16 protein-coding genes are annotated in these 20,157 nt (G+C 46.9%); 8 read left to right on the forward strand and 8 right to left on the reverse strand.

The features are described 5' to 3' along the window. Positions 1-73 precede the first annotated feature (73 nt). Together erpA and KDW_RS03655 are read right to left on the reverse strand one after the other, a co-directional pair. Entirely contained in the window at positions 74-475 is a 402-nt protein-coding gene (erpA, locus tag KDW_RS03650) for an iron-sulfur cluster insertion protein ErpA (RefSeq protein WP_151754702.1), read from the reverse strand. A 231-nt stretch (positions 476-706) separates the two neighbouring features. After that, complete coding sequence (locus KDW_RS03655; RefSeq protein ID WP_162004922.1) at positions 707-2,341, reverse strand: S8 family serine peptidase; 1,635 nt, start codon at positions 2,339-2,341, stop codon at positions 707-709. 223 nt (positions 2,342-2,564) lie between these two features. Between KDW_RS03655 and KDW_RS03660 the strand changes: the two genes are divergently transcribed. Together KDW_RS03660 and trxB are read left to right on the forward strand one after the other, a co-directional pair. Next, on the forward strand, positions 2,565-3,665 hold the full coding sequence (locus KDW_RS03660; RefSeq protein WP_151754704.1) for a M20/M25/M40 family metallo-hydrolase: 1,101 nt from the start codon (positions 2,565-2,567) through the stop codon (positions 3,663-3,665). Between the two features lie 363 nt (positions 3,666-4,028). After that, complete coding sequence (gene trxB / locus KDW_RS03665) at positions 4,029-4,979, forward strand: thioredoxin-disulfide reductase (RefSeq protein WP_151754705.1); 951 nt, start codon at positions 4,029-4,031, stop codon at positions 4,977-4,979. Between the two features lie 57 nt (positions 4,980-5,036). Here the strand turns inward: trxB and KDW_RS03670 are convergent, their stop codons facing one another. Further along, positions 5,037-5,555, reverse strand: a complete 519-nt coding sequence (locus KDW_RS03670) for a hypothetical protein (protein WP_151754706.1) — start codon at positions 5,553-5,555, stop codon at positions 5,037-5,039. 188 nt (positions 5,556-5,743) lie between these two features. Next, a complete protein-coding gene (locus KDW_RS03675) occupies positions 5,744-6,667 on the reverse strand; it encodes a class I fructose-bisphosphate aldolase (protein WP_151754707.1) in 924 nt (307 codons plus the stop codon). A gap of 510 nt (positions 6,668-7,177) precedes the next feature. Between KDW_RS03675 and KDW_RS03680 the strand changes: the two genes are divergently transcribed. Continuing rightward, complete coding sequence (locus KDW_RS03680) at positions 7,178-7,675, forward strand: hypothetical protein (protein WP_151754708.1); 498 nt, start codon at positions 7,178-7,180, stop codon at positions 7,673-7,675. A 109-nt stretch (positions 7,676-7,784) separates the two neighbouring features. Here the strand turns inward: KDW_RS03680 and KDW_RS03685 are convergent, their stop codons facing one another. After that, positions 7,785-8,483 carry a DUF4397 domain-containing protein gene (locus KDW_RS03685; protein WP_162004923.1) on the reverse strand — a complete coding sequence of 233 codons (699 nt, stop codon included), beginning with the start codon at positions 8,481-8,483 and terminating at the stop codon, positions 7,785-7,787. Between the two features lie 439 nt (positions 8,484-8,922). Between KDW_RS03685 and KDW_RS03690 the strand changes: the two genes are divergently transcribed. Next, complete coding sequence (locus KDW_RS03690; RefSeq protein WP_151754710.1) at positions 8,923-9,630, forward strand: RNA polymerase sigma factor; 708 nt, start codon at positions 8,923-8,925, stop codon at positions 9,628-9,630. Continuing rightward, positions 9,627-10,889 (forward strand): hypothetical protein, encoded by a 1,263-nt coding sequence (locus KDW_RS03695; RefSeq protein ID WP_151754711.1) that lies wholly within the window; start codon positions 9,627-9,629, stop codon positions 10,887-10,889. The genes KDW_RS03690 and KDW_RS03695 overlap by 4 nt, the downstream gene beginning before the upstream one ends. A 38-nt stretch (positions 10,890-10,927) precedes the next feature. Here KDW_RS03695 and KDW_RS03700 read toward each other — a convergent pair whose 3' ends face one another. Together KDW_RS03700 and KDW_RS03705 are read right to left on the reverse strand one after the other, a co-directional pair. Next, positions 10,928-12,076 (reverse strand): zinc ribbon domain-containing protein, encoded by a 1,149-nt coding sequence (locus KDW_RS03700; protein ID WP_151754712.1) that lies wholly within the window; start codon positions 12,074-12,076, stop codon positions 10,928-10,930. A 140-nt stretch (positions 12,077-12,216) separates the two neighbouring features. Continuing rightward, on the reverse strand, positions 12,217-13,950 hold the full coding sequence (locus KDW_RS03705; RefSeq protein ID WP_162004924.1) for a S53 family peptidase: 1,734 nt from the start codon (positions 13,948-13,950) through the stop codon (positions 12,217-12,219). A 287-nt stretch (positions 13,951-14,237) separates the two neighbouring features. Between KDW_RS03705 and uvrB the strand changes: the two genes are divergently transcribed. From uvrB to KDW_RS03720, 3 genes are all read left to right on the forward strand, one after another. Beyond that, the gene (gene uvrB / locus KDW_RS03710; RefSeq protein ID WP_151754714.1) at positions 14,238-16,229 is read left to right on the forward strand and encodes an excinuclease ABC subunit UvrB; all 1,992 of its coding nucleotides are present in this window, start codon (positions 14,238-14,240) and stop codon (positions 16,227-16,229) included. A gap of 338 nt (positions 16,230-16,567) precedes the next feature. Then, entirely contained in the window at positions 16,568-17,677 is a 1,110-nt protein-coding gene (locus KDW_RS03715) for a homospermidine biosynthesis protein (protein WP_151754715.1), read from the forward strand. A gap of 318 nt (positions 17,678-17,995) precedes the next feature. Next, a complete protein-coding gene (locus KDW_RS03720) occupies positions 17,996-18,430 on the forward strand; it encodes an S-adenosylmethionine decarboxylase family protein (RefSeq protein WP_151754716.1) in 435 nt (144 codons plus the stop codon). A 286-nt stretch (positions 18,431-18,716) separates the two neighbouring features. Here KDW_RS03720 and KDW_RS03725 read toward each other — a convergent pair whose 3' ends face one another. Further along, positions 18,717-20,117, reverse strand: coding sequence for a transposase (locus tag KDW_RS03725; RefSeq protein WP_151754717.1), 1,401 nt, complete (start codon positions 20,115-20,117; stop codon positions 18,717-18,719). Positions 20,118-20,157: the final 40 nt, after the last annotated feature.

The raw sequence follows: 20,157 nt of genomic DNA on the forward strand, positions 1-20,157 counted from the left end.
CACGGGAATCTTCCTTGCTTAGCATAGCGAATCAGTCTACAAACTGGCTTGCTATGCTATTTTCATCTATTCATTAGTGACCGCAACCGCAGCTACGGGACTCGCCACCGCCATCGGCAGTTTTGAAGGAATGACCACAGCCACAGCTTGAGACAGCATTAGGATTATTCACGGTGAAGCCAGCACCCATCAAGCTATCAACATAATCGACTTCACTACCTGTGATATACCCCAGGCTCATGTCGTCAACGAAGATTTTGATGTCGCTCATGGAGATGACGGTATCGCCATCCTGCTCTTCATCAAGAGTCATGCCGTACTGGAGGCCTGAGCAACCACCACCTGCGACGAAAACGCGCAGACCTAAAGCGGGATCATTTTCCTGCTTGAGCAGCTCGCGAACTTTTTCTGCTGCGGCGGATGTCATGGTCAGAACACTTGTCTCGGTCGCCGATTGCTGGTTCTGCTCAATCATATAAATTCACCTCTCCGAAAGGGTTGCCAAGGAACCCTTTAACTATCCAGATAACATAATTGTTGTGGCTACAACTACTTTTGCGTGTATTGTAACCTACAAAAAGTGAAGCGTCAAGAAATGATGCCCACTAATAAAAACAAGGAACAGTAAGAATTTATTTCCACTTTGACTTGAATAAAAAAACGGGATGAATCGGACAATGGATTAATTTCTCTATTTTTTATAAATTTATATCCCAAAGCGTTGTTGCACATAAATCATATTAGCAAGCAGACTGGTTAGATCAGGTGGAGTGCCAAACGCAATATCGCTCCGTTGCTCCTGTCCAACTGAGAGACGAGTAATGATGTTGGAAGCAGACCACCCCTGTGCCATCAAATGTGCTCCCAGAGCAGTGATCATGGCAGTGGAAAATGACGTCCCGCTCCAGTCGGCCCAACCGTTATAATTCGTTTCGCCGGTGGGGAAGGTGGGCGAGATGAACACTCCCCGCACAGCATCTTGCAGGCCATTTTTATCTAAGAGCCCCGGACTATCGCCGCCAAAGGTGGCCACACCCGCTTCACTGGTAGGTAGATTAGCTGCGTTCGCGAATTGGGAGGGCATAAAATGGCTATTGACAGAGCTCACCCCCAGGGTCGAAGCATAACGGGCAGGCACCCGTGGCGGGCGCGGTGGCAGGTCCATCTGGACGGCCTGGGTAGAATCATTGCCAGCCGCAGCAACGATGAGAGCCCCGTGAGCCTGCAAACTTTCAAACAGGAGGCGCAAACCTTCTTCCAACGAGGTTAATGCGTGTTGAGCTCCCAATAATTGGGCGGTGGGCCATTGGCGCTCTTGAAACCATAGATATGGCAAACGCCGCATATCTGGCATAATGGTCAGACTGAGATTAATAACCAGCCGACGTATAGTGCCGGAGACCAGCTCGTGCTCTAGATCAGTGAGAATCGCAAAAAGCGTATACAGGTCACTCCCACCAAAATCATTCAACGCCCGTACCAGGCGAATCCGAGCACGTGGGGCCAGGTCGCGAATAATGCCAGAGACAAAAAGACCATGATCAGGCATTAAATAATAACGCGTAAGCTGGTCGGCATCATGTCCTGTACGGACATCATTGGTCAGTGTATAACGATCATACTCAACCACAAACGAGCCGTCTTCCAGGCGCATATCCTCAGCCAGACGTTGTAACAGCCAGTTGCGGCGTAGCTCTGGACGTGTGGCGGCGCTGCGAATTCGATCAGCATGATGGGCCGTATCAAGCACAACCACGACCACATCTTCCGCTGCTCGCGCATCCAGCGACAGACCTTGCGGAGCAAATTGTAAATGCCATCCAGGCAGTGTATTGGCAGAATCTGGTAGGTCCAGAGCCGGCGCGGGACGTGGTGGGGCCACCGGGCCACCATCATTGTAAAATAATGGGGCCGCCGTCACTAACCAGTTCGGCATCGCTGAGATAATATGCAGACCTATTTGTGCGAAATACGCGACATTCGCATGTATATAAGAAAGAGCTGCAGGCAAAGGATCACCATCGCGAGTATCAAGTTGCCGGGCATGAAAAAACAGTGCGATGAGCGGTTGCTTACGATCCAGACCAAAGACAAAGGCACGACGACGCACCGGTGGCATCACCGGACTCTCACTCCAGCGGCCTGCCGTCCCATAATGGTCTACCGTCAATTGATAACGGACTAACAACTTATTCAGTTGGAGACGAATCTGTTCGGCTACTGTGTCAAGAGCATCATCTAGAGGAATGCGAGTCAGACGAGCAATCACAATCATTTCGCCAGGAATCCAGTGAAACAACCCGGCTGGTGTTCCCATGAATTCCGTTGAACTACGAGACATGCACGGAATCCCCCCTCCACGCAAATGTGGTATTTGAAACCATTTGAAAATAAAGGCGGTGGTACTGCTTCCTGAGAGCGCGGTACAAGCTGAAGCGAAGAATGTCACCATTATAACCTAAAGGGGTGCAACTGGACAACAAAACCATACTACTGGCTGTATTCATCGGAAAGGCTGGCTAGTTCGTTGTGATATTATGAGGATGTAGAGGAGAGCGAAAAAAATGTTTATCTATGCCGAACAACTTTACCGTACACTGGAAGAAATAATTCGTATTCCCAGCACTTCGGGACAAGAAGAATATGTGCGTGCTTATCTGGAAAAGCACCTGACAAGCCTGGGTTTGCAGACCCGGGTTGATGCTATGGGAAACTTGATTGCTACCATGGAAGGCGAAGGAACGCCCATATTGCTGAATGCCCATATGGATCGTGTAGCGCCGGGACTTGGGCACACGCCTATCTTAAAAGATGGGGTGCTCTACAGCGATGGGCAAACCAATCTGGGCGCTGATGATGCGGCAGGCATCACCATTATTTTAGAGGTGATACGTCGCGCCATCGAACAACAGATACAACTTCCTCCCCTGGTTCTACTCTTTACAGTACAGGAGGAATGTGGTTTGTGTGGTGCCAATAACTTTGATGTTAGCCGTTGGAACGTGGCCGATGGCCTTGTATTTGATAATGCGTTTGAAGCTGGTGTAGTCGTCTCGAATGCTGCTTCATATGAGACATTCGATATCACCATCCATGGCAAGTCCGGGCATCCTGGCAAAGATCTCACAGGCACGGTAAGTGCGATTGATATTTTCCGGCAGGCGAACTTCGTCAGTGGATCACTTTCATTGGATCAGACACGTATCAATATCGGCCGCATCAATGGTGGAGTTGCGCGTAATGCAGTGCCCGATACATTGACGATTGAGGGTGAGATACGCAGTTTTGAGTCCGCTGAAATACGTCAGCAATATAAAATGCAGATACAGCAGGCTTTTGAAGAGACCGCCCAACGTTTGGGAGGGCGTGTCAGTATCAACTTTAAGATGCTACATGAGAGCTATAGCATTAGTCCAGATGAACCGCTGCTTAATGCCTATAGAGTAGCCCTGGCACAACGCGGGGCCAACCTGCAGATGCAGCCAACGTTCATCGGTAGTGATACAGCAGGCCTGCGTCCAAATATCCGGGCGTACACTATTTCGACTGGCGTGGTCAATGAACATACCACCGAAGAGCATATTGCGCTCGAGCCCCTCGAACAAATCGTGATCGATACCCTCCATATCCTTCACCTCTGGCGCACACAAACCAGCCAGCAATAAACCATCAATAACAGCCTGGTTGGAAACTTCCAACCAGGCTGTTACCGGATAAACGCCCCTCACCTTTCCTTCGAGAACGAGAGAGCCTGGCAGTTCGTAGCATAAAACTTGCCACAAAGTGCATCAGACCAGTAAAATGGTGATGGTAATCAAACCACAACCCATAATCATAATTATTGAAAAGCAATCGTGAACAGTCAGCTCTAACCACATAAGAAATTGGCCAGGAATAGACTGTTGTTTTACTCTATGCAGGTACATAGTTAAAACGGACAGCCAGCACATCAGGTTCTCGGCATAAATTAACCCGCCCATGTGTTATCATTGGCAGAAGTTAAGCACGCAAGTAAGGAAAAAATCAGAATGGCAAAAATATACGGTGTAATCATCATTGGCTCTGGCCCGGCAGGCTATACAGCAGCTATCTATGCAGCTCGCTCAAATTTATCTGTACTCATGCTGCAGGGATATTCCGCTGGTGGACAGTTGATGCTGACCAGTGAAGTCGAAAACTTCCCTGGCTTTGAGACGGGCATTTTAGGTCCTGAGATGATGGAGAAATTTGAGAGTCAGGCTCGCCGCTTTGGTACAGAAATGCTACCCGAAGATGTTATCTCTGTTGACTTTAGCCAGCGCCCATTTACGGTCAAAACAGATCTGGGTGAATACCAGTCTCGCTCAATCATTATTGCGACAGGAGCCAGCGCCAAATGGCTGGGACTGCCAAGTGAGAAACAGCTACAAGGACGCGGTGTGACCGCTTGTGCGACGTGTGATGGCTTCTTCTTTAAGAATCGAGATGTCATCGTGATTGGTGGTGGCGATACCGCTATGGAAGAGGCAACTTTCCTGACACGTTATGCCAACCATATTACCATCGTACATCGCCGTGATACGTTCCGCGCCAGTAAGATCATGCAGGATCGTGCCGCTAAAAATCCTAAAATCAGCTTCTTGATGAACAGCGAAGTAACCGAGGTGCTGGGTGATGAAGCAGTAACTGGTGTGCGCTTACGCAATACCAAAACTGGCGAGGAGAGCACTTTTGATACCCAGGGTGTCTTCCTGGCGATTGGTCACCAACCCAATACTGAACTGTTTAAGGGTGTTATCGATATGGATGCAGCCGGATATATTGTTCCGTCTGAATTCACGATGACAAACATTCCTGGTGTCTTTGCCGCTGGCGATGTCACCGATCATCGCTACCGTCAGGCTATCACCGCCGCTGGAGACGGCTGTCGCGCTGCCATTGATCTGGAGCGCTGGCTGGCTGAACAGGGTGATGATGTTGGTGTCGAAAACTGGAATTAATTCAATCACAAGCTTCTAGCAGTATTCAGTGATGCCACAAGCAGTCTACATTTCTTTTTAGACTGCTTGTGGGGCATAAAGCTCATTTATCAGCCCCTGAAAGGAACTTTCACTCAGTTGCCGTTGCCCAAAAACAGCTATCCGCTCAAGAAGCGCAAAAATACTTTCTTCGTTATATCCCTCCAAACCCGCTAGCCCTTCTTCTTCGGCCAGTTTCCGGCCCTCTTCTTCCACACATGCTCCATCTTGAAATAATACATGACGCAACAGGTGTCCATCTACAAAATACCAGAAACCATAGATGTTCGCGGCACATTCGATCACAAACGCAAAAATACGTCGGTGTTGAGAGAAAGCAGCCAGCATTTGTTCACGCCAGGTGATAATACACAAAGGATCACATACTACTGTCCATGCGTCGATCTGACCTATGGCGAAAGGCACAGGTAATTCTGAAGACAGGGCTTGTGTCGCCTGAAAAGTCTGGCCCGTTAATAAAAATGTACTAGGAAAGCAGGCGATGAATTCTCCTATTGTCATATCTTCTACGCAAAAGGCAGTTGTGTGCCATAGCATACTCGCACCTCCTTTTCCCTGCTATTTTACCATGTATCAATACTAGCTCTATATATCTAAGACGATGAAAACTATCCAAAATGGATTTGCTCTGGTCTGATCCTTCCAGTAACAAAAACTCCCCCCACGCTGTTAACGCAGGGGGAGTTTTCAAACACGCTTCTTAGCGAAAAATGTTTGGGAAATGCTTATTTTACTGAACCTTCATAGATTCCCATGATATTGCCCAGGAATTTAACGGCATCGGCGCGGTTACGCTGGAAAGAGTTACGGCCAATAATTGAACCGAAACCACCACCATCGCGAATTGCGCGTGCTTCATCAAATACCTGATCATCAGCAGCGGTTGCGCCACCGGAGAAGATCACAATACGACGACCATCAAATGAGCTCTGAACGACATGTTTGACGCGTTCAGCCAGGGTCGAAGTAGGAATCTCGTACTTCTGGTATACTTTCTGGGCTTCAGGAAGTTCGACCTTCGCACTTGGTAGTTTGACTTTGATGATATCAGCTCCCAGTTGTGCCGCAATCTGGGCAGCATAGGATACGACATCAATAGCGGTCTCGCCTTCTTTACTTAAAGAACTACCGCGAGGATAGGACCACACGACGGTAGCCAGACCAGCGGACTTGGCTTCCAGCGTCAGTTCACGTAACTGCTCATACATGTGAGTACGCTCGGTGGATCCCGGGTAAATAGTAAAGCCAACAGCAACACAACCCAGGCGTAACGCATCCTCAACCCCTGAGGTAATAGCAGAGATAGGATCACGCTCATCATTGAGCACGTCATGGTTGTTGCACTTTAAGATCAGCGGAATTTCGCCAGCAAAATCGGAAATACCAGCCTCCAGGGAGCCGAGAGGAGCAGCATAGGCATTACAGCCCGCTTCAATGGCCAGTTGGAAGTGATAGCGTGGATCATAACCCGCCGGGTTAGGAGCGAAACTACGTGCTGGACCGTGCTCAAAGCCCTGGTCTACTGGCAGAATCACCATTTTACCGGTGCCACCCAGACGACCATGGTTGAGCATGCGAGCCAGATTTGTACGAACGCCAGGATTTTCGCTGGAATACCAGCTTAAAATTTCTTTGATACGGTCTTTCATTGTTATATCCTTATTGTACTTTCCTGCAAGGAACCTACCATATTTACAGTGGTAGTATATACCCTCTATTGTATCACGATGGAAGTGGGACACGTATGTCAATACTATACATTTCCATCGTTTATAAACATGAAAAATCCAGCGGAGGTGGATCCCAGGGGTTGCCCACTTCCTCTGTTGTTTAAGTAAGCACTCTTAGTGTAGCACACAGCCAAAAAGGCCACAAGCATAAGCTTTATAGCTGATTATATGCACATAAACTACAAAAATTACTGATTTTTCATCCGGAAATCGCAGCCAGATACCTATCTGCGGCGCTCGCCACTGCTCGATGAAACACATAATATACATTTGCAAAAATGTGTTTTATGGTATATCAGCAACTTACTAAACCTGTTACTGCTCTTTATATTGATACGTTTCAATATCCAGACACCAGAGATGAGAGGCTTTATTTCTGCTTATCCACAAAGAAGATGACATAAAGCACATTAGAAGGAGATAGATAGTATGGGCGGCAGTAGTTTTGATCTGATCGCGCAAGAATTGCAAAAACAAAATCATATCATGGAAAAGTTGAAGGCAGAAAATATCAGCCTGCGCCAGCGACTTATGGATCTACGTGCAGGACAGGGCATCTTCCTTGAAATCGATGGGACACGTATGGCACTCGATATCCAGGAGTCAACCGGGCCCGGGGCTACCAGTGATGCTCCCCGGCAGTCGCTACCAGCGAACATTGAACAAGGGCCAGATACATCCACTGCTGAAGCCAGACAGACAAAGCCGATAACACCAGTGGAAGCAAAGACTGCTCCACTGTCAGTTGAACGCAAAGAAGCCAAACAACCCACATTCCTGGAAGAAATTATGCTCGATGAATTCCAATCGGCACTTACATCACCTCAGGCGACCTTACAGGATCCTGAAAAGAAACCCAAAGAATCTGCAGAAGAACAAAAAGCTGCGTTACGCCGGGAATTAATGGGAAGTTTCCTGCTTGAATAAACTGTTCCATGGTCTGAAACAAAAGGGCAGAGAAAAGGCAAACACTATTCAGCCTTTCTCTGCCTTTTTTAAATGCTATAAGCAACTCAATGTTGCATGACAACGTTCGTTATGAACTGGCTCCAGTCGTGGTCGAGACGACAAATTGTAACGACGGCGTACCTTTATATAATCCGAGCGCGAAGACGCTGGTGATGGTATCCTTTTTGAGGGTTGCCTTCACTGGAACAGTAACGCCAGCCCGCACTGCGTGTACATCAAATGTATATGATCCAGCCGGCACTGTCAGGTAATTACTGGCTCCTTTGTAACCAAGCTCAGTAATCACATGCTTCCCCTTCACCAACACATCAACAGGACCTGCATTAGGGGACAAATGATAGACACGAACCTTCGCTGAACCCTCTTTGATGGAGTTATCATCAGCGAAGGTCTGCAAATCTAAACCCTTCTCTTTGGTCCCAATAGCAGCAACTGTATAGACATGACCCGAAGGGATGCGGCCAGAACTGGTAATTACTGCAGCCTTGATGCCCTTGCCAGCCGGAGCCACTTTAATTGTGTGCTCACCGGATGGTATTGCGGTATAGCTGGTAACAGTTCCAAAAGCTAGATTCTTGAGGACCGCTTTTCCGTCCACAAACACATCAACAGGACCTGCATCAGGAGACGCATGGACGATACGGACCAGGGACGTGGTGTCTGCAGCCGCAAATGCGTTGCCTGACATACCAATAAAGAGGACAAGAATACTGAGGGTCAAAAAGAGGTGCTTAAAGCAGATGCCGAATGATCTTTTTTGTTTCATTCTCACTCTCGCTTCTTCCATGCTGCTGGATTCATCATCGCTAATGTAAGCCCGGCAGCTTTACGAAGGAAAGAAAGGGGTCCCTCCATCCTTCATCTTAGTGACGCTCTAACCACCTAAAAAGTAGTAAAAATAAGTCACCCTGATAAAATTTGTTATCTACCTCAGCAGGAACATTTATGCTATATATCCGGCAATATTGCTTATTGGACTGAACAACTGTGCGGCAGGTTGAAGAGTTGGGCGCTAAAAACATGTGACATACATATTTAGCGTTTGAATTCCTACCCTGTTTGTAATTTCTTTACGTCGTGTCTTTAGGTGATTTTTAAAAGATGAGCATATCATCACAGCCCTGTGATTAAAATACCTGGAGTACAAGGAGGCGTGTATCCAGCCCTCAGCCAATGGAGACTAAGGTCACTGGCACGAACGAATTGTGAGGCAAAATCAACCAATAACAAACAAACAAAGTAAAGAAGAGATCGTTGTTCCTCCTATTATTGAAGATCAGCACTCCAGAGATGGAGACTGGCAAGCAGCAATGGTCACGCGTTTTCTTGCAGGAGACGAGTATGCATTCACTCAGATAGTGGATCAATACGGCTCCCTGCTTCTGCGTACAGCTTATTTATTAGTACGTGATGAGGAAACAGCACGGGACATCGTGCAAGATTCTTTTATTCTGGCCTGGAAGAATATGCGTAAACTACGTGAACGGGTGTATTTACGGGCCTGGCTTTTAAAAATTGTAGTGAATCAAGCAACTAGCTTTAAAAGACAGCTAGCCAGACGTACAGCTCTTTTTAAAGAGCAGCTGGTTCAATATACCACTGATCTATCAACTGAGGTAACCGATGTGCACAAAGATAGTATAGAAGACACTCTCGATATGGCCCAGGCTATCAATACATTACCTTTCAATCAACGCACCGTCCTTGTGCTTTTTTACTATCATAAAATGACAATGCCTGAAATTTCTGAAACATTAGGCGTGGCTGAAAACACGTTGCGTAAACGCCTTCAGTCAGCACATGAGAAATTACGACGCGTGCTACATGCCCATAGCACGCAGACACCAGTTTCAACACAACAGGCAGATCGCCAGGATGCACCAATGACCTTAAACAGGGGAGAAGTACAATGAACCAGCGTGGCAGGGATGACCATGAGCACTCATCTAATAAAGCGCAGCACTCTTCAGGTGTGACAACCAATCACACGATGGAGTCAAACATCGCCCACTTCCTGCGAGGAGAAGCAGAAAAAATACATTTTACGCCTGCCTTGCGTGCTCGGATCTTGCAAGAAATACCTTCACCGCGATCGCAACAGCGTACAAGGCTCACCTATATCGTGTTAGCCTCAGCGACGGCATTCATCCTGGTACTAAGCGGGCTCACCTATCTCTGGCGTCAGCCAGAAATTCAGACCACTGGTATCTACTATGTACAACATAAAGAGATTACAGTGGCCCCACAACTTGCCAATGGAGGACAGTTACTTTCCTTAGATCCTACCGAACAGCGCATCGTCTATCAACCTGCCAATCAAGCTGGTGTCCTCTATATGGCAGATCTCATAAATCCGGTCCAGAGCAATGCACTGGCGATGCGTTATGCCAGAGATATGGCCTGGGCACCCGATGGATCAGCCCTGGTAGCAACAGTACTGCCACCCATGACCGCCCAACCCCTCCTCGCACTTGTTCCCAATGGGCAATATATGCATCTCCTTGGACAGAATACGGCGCTGGCTGCAGACTGGTCACCTACCCATAGCGATCAAATCATGTTTGCCCGCCAACAAAAAGGTCAGACTCAACTCTGGTCCACGAATACATCAGGAGCAGTCGTCACGTTACAGCTGACGATGCATGAGTCCCTCTTGATACACCATATGAATTGGTCACCCAATGGACAATATCTGGCTTTGATTGCCTCGCAGAACAAAACAGTGACCAGAGCAACGCTTGATCAGCCCGGCCGCGTAATCTATATCATGGATATTCAAACCCATAAGCTGAACCAGCTGATGGCACCAGGCAATTTTCAGGTGGGAAATGTGAGCTGGTCACCCGATGGACATGCGTTGACATTCGAACAGATCAATCCCAATCAAAAGACGATCCTGCAAACAGTTACGATCAACAAACCAGGGGAAATCAGCAGTATCACTCCCAAACAACATCTGGATGGCTGGACATGGTCACCAGACGGCCATGCCCTGGTTTACAGCGATGGAGGCAGGCTTTCAGCCTATGTATTTCATGGCTCGCCGATAATTTTTCCACAAACGCAAGCACGCTATGTTTCGCCATTCTGGCTGAAAAATGGACAGATCCTCTGTATGAATGTGACCGGTGACAAGGGCGTCCTTACACTCCTAACTCCACAGAAAAAATAAGGAGGCATCCTGGTGGATGCCTCCTTCATAACAAACCGTTAGAGAGCAATATTGACGGTACCCGGATCAAACCCATCAGTATTCTTCGAACCAAGGACCAGCGTCACAGTAGTGACATCCTGAGGTATCAAGAAAACAGCCGATCCAGCCTGATCCTTTACTTGAGAGGCAAAATTCAATGGAATGGTCGCTTGCACTGGTGCGATGGACGTATCGCCGGATTTTACACGCAAGTAATCAAAGGGAGAGCCAGCAATGACTGGCTGCATTAAAGGATTTCCTATCTTCAAATTAACCGAAAGGTAACGCATTCCTTTGGGAGCCTGCTGACCATCCAGGCTCATTTGTGTTGTAACCTGGGTAACCAGATAATCCAGACTCAAGTAACTGGTCTTTTTGTTGACATCACTCGTTTTTGCTGCATACTTGCCCATATCAGCATGAGGCTGCAGTGGGATATTCAGACGAGCCTCAGCAGCGGATCCCAGCAGCAATGTCAACTGATTTACTTTGGTAGCAGCAGGCACCACAAAATCAACAGTATTACTCCTGGTTTCACCAGGTGCAACGGCAGTATAGTCTGAGGCATAGACCGGAGCAAGTTCATTCCCACCGGGAAGCAATAGATGGGCAATAGTCGGGTAGATCAGCACGGCAGCTTTTTTATTTTTATTCGTTGCCTGCACATGCAACCTGAGCATACCATCTGAATGCGTTTGAGGATCATCAATAAAATTAGCTGCTTGCTGTGCATTCACCAGCGTAATATCCATCCCCGCATAATTCACGGTTGTCTGTAGATCACTCGTCGTAATAGCCGCCTGGGTCGCTTTTCCAATACCGAGCAGGGGCAATACAAAGTAGCCAGCCACGCCTAAAATCAGCAAAACCGCCATGACTAATAGGACCACTCCAATCGGTCCCACACGACGGCGCTGTGAACTGGATGACAATGGAGGGGCTGAACCCATCAAGAGATCCTCATTCTGCGTTGACCGTGGGGCTGAGGATTGGGCTGGATACTGTCCTTGAAATCCTGGAGAAGAAGGCTGTTGTGGTTGGGATGGAAAACGCTGCTGCTCTGAATTTGATAAGATAATTGGTAATCCGCAATTAGCGCAAAACCGTTGCCGGGGATTTGTTTCTGTGCCACATCGTGGACAATAAGGGGGAAGTGCCTGTGCCATACCTATGCTGCTCCTTGCTAGTATCTTTGCTTGCTCTGCTTTTTCTATTGTACAACACAAGTGATAAGGCAGAAACAACATAGGTACGAAGTCAGGGCTCACCGATCGATAATAGGGTCTTATCGATCGGTGCTTAAAACTTATCGACCTGCCACGGCGTAGAAATCTCGAAGATTGGGCGTTCCCAATCCTGTCGTATAATCCCAACCTTGAGCAGCACGATAATAGAGATTATCTCCCTGGGTTACATCATAGTAAGCACGATTATTCTTCTTAGCGACATCATAAAACATCTGAGGGGAATAATTAAATGCTTTACCTTGCTTTAATAACCCCTGGTTCACAAGAGCCAGAGCAGTTGCCCAGATAGGCGCGGCAGCACTGGTTCCACCAACCGAGCCCCATTGTCCCTGATAATAGACAGCCAGGCCATATGCGGCAGCGGAAACATCAGGAATCTGACGCTTACCATTAGACTGGTTATTTTTAACACCAGACTGATTCTGCCAGGAGGGCATGCTAAAGACTTTACTTAAACCACCACCTGTGCCCCAACGGTTTTTACAACTACTATGATTAGAGCCATCTGACCAGGAAGTCTCGTTAGCACGTGACTGTCCTCCATCTACTTGTAGAATGGTTCCACCCACGGCAACAGACCAGGGATCGCTGGCCGGAAAACTCACGGCGAGATTACCATAACTGTGGCTACCGAAAGCGCCACAATCACCGCTGGCGACAAAAACGGTCATATGCTCAACCTTGGTCAACTGCTGAATGCTTTGATCCAGGGCACGCAGATCTGATTGGGACATTTCTTCTTCGGCCGCTCCCAGACTGATGCTGACGGTACTACCGGCATTGGCATTATTGACATTATCATTCAGAATCTGTTGCAATTCATCATTGACATTCACCCAGATATCGGACGAATTGTTGCTCGTGCCATCTGTTTGATACACTTTGATATTCGCAGAACGAGCCAGACCGGCCGCCATTTGAATATCTAATGTCGATTCTCCCAATGTGTCCTGTGGATGACCATCAACATTAATTGATGTAACTTTTCCTTTGAAGCTGATGCAGTCCAGATAATTCTGCACATCACTGCGCATTGAGCCATCAATCTCTACCAGATTGATCGTCATATTTTCTCCATGCAAGCCTTGATTCCAGAGTTGATCAACGCCATAAGCATGGGCAATGTCCTTTGGCAATAATGTTTGATCAGGAGGCGAGCAGTCCGCAGCCGGTTTTTTTGACTGCGCCGGAACCGCTGGCTGGAAAGAGGCTTGATGGACTGGCTGGGTACTATAATTGTCCAGACCTGTCACCGCTTCAATAGAACCCACCAGGAATTGAGGTACCATCGCCGGCTTCTTGGCATCAGGTGCATAAAAAGTGCGACCATGATAATTATGGTTCACAAATTTCGTATTCAAGACTTTAGCAAAGGTACTGGCTTTAGCATCGATTGAGAGATGGGTACGCATCTTACTCAACTTTAAGGTGATACCCTGCGGATTAAAAAAGTCCTTGAATTTTTGATAGGTGGCATCATCAATACCAATCTGGTTGGCCAAATTTTCCAGATGTGATGGCTTACCAGGTTCTATTTTTTGATTCTGAGCCTTTTGCATAAGCTTAGGGTCGATTTTAAAGGTAATCCTTGCATGCAAGACGGTGTTATCTGGTACTGAGCCAGTCACCTTTGAGTTCAACGCCTCAGCAGGTATGCCAAGATCGAGGGGGACCGATTTTAAAGCTTCAGTGGTCCCACAACTTGCCAATGGCATCAAAACAAGACACAGGCCAAGCAGGCCAGCGACTATGCGTCCGATACGAACCGAGCTGTTATCTAGCAGCCAACGCATAAATACATACCCTCCGGAACTATAGAATGAAGTGTATGAATACACGACTACGATGTGCATTAATGAAAGAAAAATGAGTTATACCTTTCTGTATCACGCATGAGCTCTATAAAAAAGTTCAACACTGGTTTTTTTATGCTGGAACGTACAGGCAACGCCATGGATGAACACCAAAAATATGGTAGGTTTGAGGTGAAAAACCAGTGCATAGCCCCCTTAAAGTGGTATAATAAAGGGGTAATTGGAAAAAATATTCTATGCTAGCAGAAGATAGAGGAAGACGACGCATGCCAGCATTTAAGGTTGAAGCCCCCTTTGAACCAACTGGTGACCAACCAGAAGCAATAAACCAACTTGTTAAAAGTATTACTGATGGCAACAAATATCAAACATTACTCGGTGTAACTGGCAGTGGTAAAACATACACGGTAGCAAAAATTGTTGAACAGCTACAACGCCCAACTCTGGTACTAGCTCCAAACAAAACCCTGGCTGCACAGCTCTATAGTGAGTACAAAGAATTTTTTCCTAATAATGCGGTTGAATACTTTGTTTCATATTATGACTACTATCAGCCAGAAGCGTATATTGCCCGTACTGATACCTATGTTGAAAAAGAGAGTATGCTAAATGAGGAGATTGAGAAGCTCCGACTTTCGGCCACGCGTAGTCTGTTTGAACGGCGCGATGTCTTGATTGTCGCCTCAGTCTCATGTATCTATGGCCTGGGCAGTCCTGAAGAATATGGCCAGGTAGTTCTGACCCTGAAGGTGGGAGAGGAACGCCGACGCGATAAGATTTTACGCCATTTGACCGAGATTCAATATGAACGCAACGATGCCAATTTTGTGCGTGGCCGTTTTCGCGTGCGCGGAGATGTCCTTGAGATCTTTCCTGCGTATGAAGATGTCGCGGTACGTATTGAGTTTTTCGGTGATGAAATTGAACGGATGACGGATATTGATCCGTTAACTGGCGAGATTCTGAATAAACGCCAGCGCCTGGATATTTATCCCGCTAAACACTGGGTCACCACGCGTGAACGGCTCTTCAAATCTATCGAATTGATTGATGCAGAATTAGAGGAACAGCTCAAGGTTTTTGAATCCGAAGGTAAGTTGCTGGAAGCAGCACGTTTGAAACAGCGTACCAATTTTGATATGGAGATGCTGCGCGAAACAGGCTTTTGCTCGGGTGTCGAAAACTACTCACGCCACCTGGCCGGACGAGGATCAGGTGAACAACCATGGACGCTCCTCGATTATATGCCAGATGATTTCCTGATGGTCGTTGATGAGTCACACGTCGCCCTCCCCCAGGTGCGCGGCATGTTTGCAGGCGATCGTTCCCGTAAACAGGTACTGGTGGATTATGGTTTCCGCTTACCATCAGCAATGGATAATCGTCCTTTGACCTTTCCAGAATTTGATGGTGAACTCAATCAGTCACTATATGTATCTGCCACGCCCGGACCTTATGAGTTTGAACACAGTTTGCAAGTGGTTGAGCAGTTGATCCGCCCTACTGGATTGATCGATCCTGAGATCAGTGTACGACCCACTAAAGGTCAGATCGATGATCTGATCGCCGAAATACGACTGCGTGTAGAGAAAAAGCAGCGTGTGCTGGTGACAACCCTGACAAAAAAGATGTCAGAAGATCTTGCAGACTATATGCAGGAGCTCAATATCAAGGTGCATTACCTGCACTCTGAGATTGATACGATTGAGCGCATTGAGATCCTGCGTGATCTACGCCTGGGTGTCTACGATGTGGTGGTGGGAATCAATCTTTTGCGTGAGGGCCTTGATCTACCAGAGGTTTCCCTGGTAGCTATTCTGGATGCAGATAAAGAGGGATTTTTACGTTCGGAAGGTTCACTGATCCAGATTATCGGCCGTGCGGCTCGTCACGTCGAAGGTAAAGTGATTATGTATGCCGATCGGAACACCAGATCCATGCAACGTGCTATCGATGAGACAAATCGCCGCCGTAAACTTCAGCTGGCGTATAATGAGGAACACAATATCACTCCTCGTGGTATTCAGAAGGAAATCAAAACACTATCAGAGCGTCTCAAAGCGATGAGCGGTAGCGAGGATAAAGGCAATAGCAAGAGTCCCGCTGCAATCCTGGCTGGTATTCCTAAGGATGAAGCATTACGCTTGATCAAAGATCTGGAATCGCAGATGCGAACTGCGGCCAAGCAATTAGAGTTTGAGAAAGCCGGTCAGCTTCGTGATCAGATCATTGAGTTGCGCCGTTCAATGATCGAGTAAAAATTTGTTCATCCAGGAGAGGTATTTTCATACCTCTCCTTTTTTTTACTGCTACTTTACTACAGTTCTCATGAAGCTAATGAAATTAAATATCAGGTGCTTCTCCTACAAATTAAGTCGTATTCGCTATACTGAGTCATATCCATTTATCTATAATTAGTATAACTGCGAAGCATAAGAAAAATTCGACATTAGATAAATACCATCTTTTTAAAAGCTGCGTTTTTTTGCGATCTAAACTCTCACTCTTCCTATAAACATTGTACGTAGCAGCTAAAAATCGAGTATAGTATACTGTGTTTTCTGAATCCAATTATTGAAAGGAATCCGATACAACCATGACCGATCAGCATGAACATTCATCTGAGCAACATCACAGTGATTTGTTAAGCGGACCCAAAATTCTCCCTCGCCGTGTCCGACCAGATATGACCGTCACCGAGCTCATTGATGAGCAGTTTCAGGCGTATAATGGCGCGCGTCTGAATGAGGCGGCTCGCGTTTTTGCAGAGCGTATGTTGAATCCAGAGTTAGATGTTACCGTGGGGCTGACTATGGCCGGTGCTTTAACACCGGCTGGCCTGGGAGGTTGTGTGCTGACGTTGATGGAGTATGGCTTTGTTGATTTTATTGTCAGTACGGGAGCCAATCTCTATCACGATATGCATCATGCACTGGCGATGTCGCTGCATCGCGGTGATTTCCGCCTGGACGATGTAAAATTACAGGAAGAGGGAGTCATCCGTATTTATGATATCCTCTTCGAGGACAAGGTTTTGTTGGATACGGATGCGTTTGTGCGTGAGAGCCTGCGTAGCCTGCCCAATCGACCCATCTCCACATCGGAGCTCCATTACCATCTGGGACAACAATTACTCAAAATCGGAGTGAAGCCGGAATACTCTGTTCTGGCTCAGGCAGCTGCCTGGAATGTGCCTATCTATACATCTTCACCAGGCGATTCCTCTATCGGTATGAATGTGGCTCGCAACGCATTGGAAGGCAGTCTGCTCACACTTGATCCACTGGCAGATGTCAATGAGACAACTGCTATCGTGCACCATTCTACACGTAATGGTGTGATTATCCTGGGTGGCGGCAGTCCAAAAAACTTCTATCTCCAGACACAACCACAATTATGGGAAGTACTTGGAATCCAAAAAGGCGGCCATGATTACTTTGTCCAGATTACCGCTGATGCTCCTCACTGGGGTGGACTCTCAGGTGCAACCCCTTCAGAGGCGGTCTCATGGGGAAAAATTAAGCCTGATCAACTGAATGATACAGTCGTTGTTTATGGAGATTCTACTATTGCTTTACCTCTCCTGACCGCCTACGCGGTGAGCAAAGCGCAGCCGCGCCCTCGCCGGGAACTCTATGCCAGACGCCAGGAAATGCTTGATGAGTTAAAAGAGGCATATGAAACGGGTAAACAGGCCCGTCCTTAGCTCTTTTCTCGATCTAATGCGCAGCGTAGTTGTGTTTAGGTAGAGACCAAAATTTCTAAATGGCATTTAGGTTGATTGCTAAATGCCATTTAGGTTGATTGCTTACTGCTAATTAGGTTGATTGCTTACTGCTAATTAGGTAGAAATGCATTCCCAATTAGGTAAAAAAATCGGCTTTCCTTTGGCATTTGCTTGACAACCTAATGTATAATATCCAACAGTGTGCAGAAAAATGTAGCACACAGTTAAATTGCAGGACGCAACCCATTATGGGGGCTCGACCCCTGCATAATCGGAACATATTAGGAGGAAAATGCGATGCTGGTCCATTTGATGCTTGAACTCTATAACATTGACCGTGACATCCTGAGTGATGAGTCATTGTTGCGTCGCACACTGAGTGAACTGCCAGAGCGAGTCGCGATGGAGAAAGTTAGTCCCGTACATCTCTATGATATTGACACATCGAATCCGCTCGACGCTGGCATGTCAGGCTTTGTCGTTATTGCCCAGAGCCACGTGAGCCTCCATGCATGGCCCGAGTATGGGGAAGTTGATATCGACATTTGTTCCTGCAAGGAATTCAGTCAGGAAGATGCCATCGCATTTGCGAAAGAGATCTTTAAGACCGAGGACGTTGAAGCCCATTTTGTGGTGCGCGCAACCCGTTCACTACGTCCCGAAGAGCCAGATCCAGTGCGCTATGAGCAGGCGATGGAAGCCCGCCGCTTAGCCAAACTGGGGGTGCGCTAAGGGCAATAAGCGTAAAGCGAAGTGTATCTTCGCAAATTTAGCCCCGGACACGGGAGGGTGAGGTGCCAGGCCATATGAAGAGGAAGGCACCTCACTTTTTTTTGTGTTCTCGCCACGGGGGCAGACATGCTACAATATCTTCACAGCAAGCCTGGCTTACTGGCAGAGATGTTCCCTCAGTGACATAGTGTTTGATTCTCGTGTACTCCATCATTTCTCTGCATGAGGTTTCGCACCTGCGGTGCGAACAAGGGTATGAGTCATCCCGAATTTTCGGGATGCTTTTCTAACACCTTTTATCTGACAAAGACTGTAATGTCTGGATATTGGGAGCCAAAAGGTAGCCAAGGCTTGGACGATAGTCGTCCCACAGACGGCTGATCGCCCAACGTAAGCGGTAAAGCGGTGCAATAGCTTTTTTGCATCGCTTTCCGGTTCTTTTGCACTTCAAATGCAAGATCATTTCAACAAGATCCCCGTGGATAGGAGTGAGTAAATGGAGGAGAAAAGCATAAACAAGTGTCACGATACCTAACAGCTTGAGTCGGTTTTCCATCGCGTACAAACGCGGACTCTCCATCGCCAGCTCACTCTTTCCATAGCGGAATACGAGTTCTATTTGCCAACGTCTCCGATAAGCAAAAACAATCTCCCAAGCCTGCTCTGCAGTTCGAATACGCTCATTAGTTACCAGATACCAGACTTTCTTATTCACGCGAACTTTTACGAGATAAAGTTGATACTCGTATTGCTCATGCCATATCGGCGCCCACCAAACATCACAAGGCATCTTTTCACCAGTATGGCTATCACGTATTTCTTTATGAGATAAATACTTTTTATGTAATCCAATCTGCCATAATTTCTTCTTTTCCCCTTTCTCATTGAAAAAGAAATGCCCTTTTTTCCAGCGAATCACAAAACGCACACGTAATTTCTGTAACACTTGTATCCAAGGGCCTGATGCTGCTCCACGATCAAATATGTGAAGGAGCTGATCCCCCCATTTCCGAACAACTTTTCTCAATAACTTTTCTTGTTGTTCTCTTAACTTTGTCGCATCATCACCTCTGGTAGTCCACCAGCTCATCACTGCTACTTTTACCCTTCCTTCCATTCCTATGATCAATGCTGCTGTCCACTGCATTCCTGCCACTGTAATCGCTTTCTTTGGTGGAAAATTAAAGACCAGGCCTTTTTTTGAGCGCTGCAATCTTTTCGCTTTACTAGAAGTTACTGGACAGATTCCTTCTAATTTCTCGCTTTCTGCTTTTTCTATGACACTCTCATCCCAAGGGCAAATAATCCTTTTCCCTTGTTCTCTCATACGTGTCACCTCTTTATCAGCTTCTTCTAGTAAATAGTGATCTATCTGCAAAAAATTCCATTTTATGGAGCGAAGCAGGTTTCCCACTCTCTTCGTTCCAGCAGTCGCTGTTTTTGATTGCTGCGCATATCCATCGAGGTAGGAACCTAATTCACTCAAAAGTAGTCCCTGCTTGTTATTTCTGAAACGAATAATTGCAACGCATACCTGTACTAACGTTCGCACTAACCTCTTATCTATCAGCCTATCAAGCACAATCAAAAGTGGCATAAGAAATTCTTCAAGCAATTGAGCTAATTCCTGTGATGCTCTCTGCGCATCTTGTTCCTCGGGTTGAAGTATGTCATACTGAAATGGCATGAGTTGGGGGCCTCCTGGTTTTTTGCTGTCAGTTGAATTT

This window comes from Dictyobacter vulcani (assembly GCF_008974265.1).
GTDB classification, from domain to species: Bacteria; Chloroflexota; Ktedonobacteria; order Ktedonobacterales; family Ktedonobacteraceae; genus Dictyobacter; species Dictyobacter vulcani.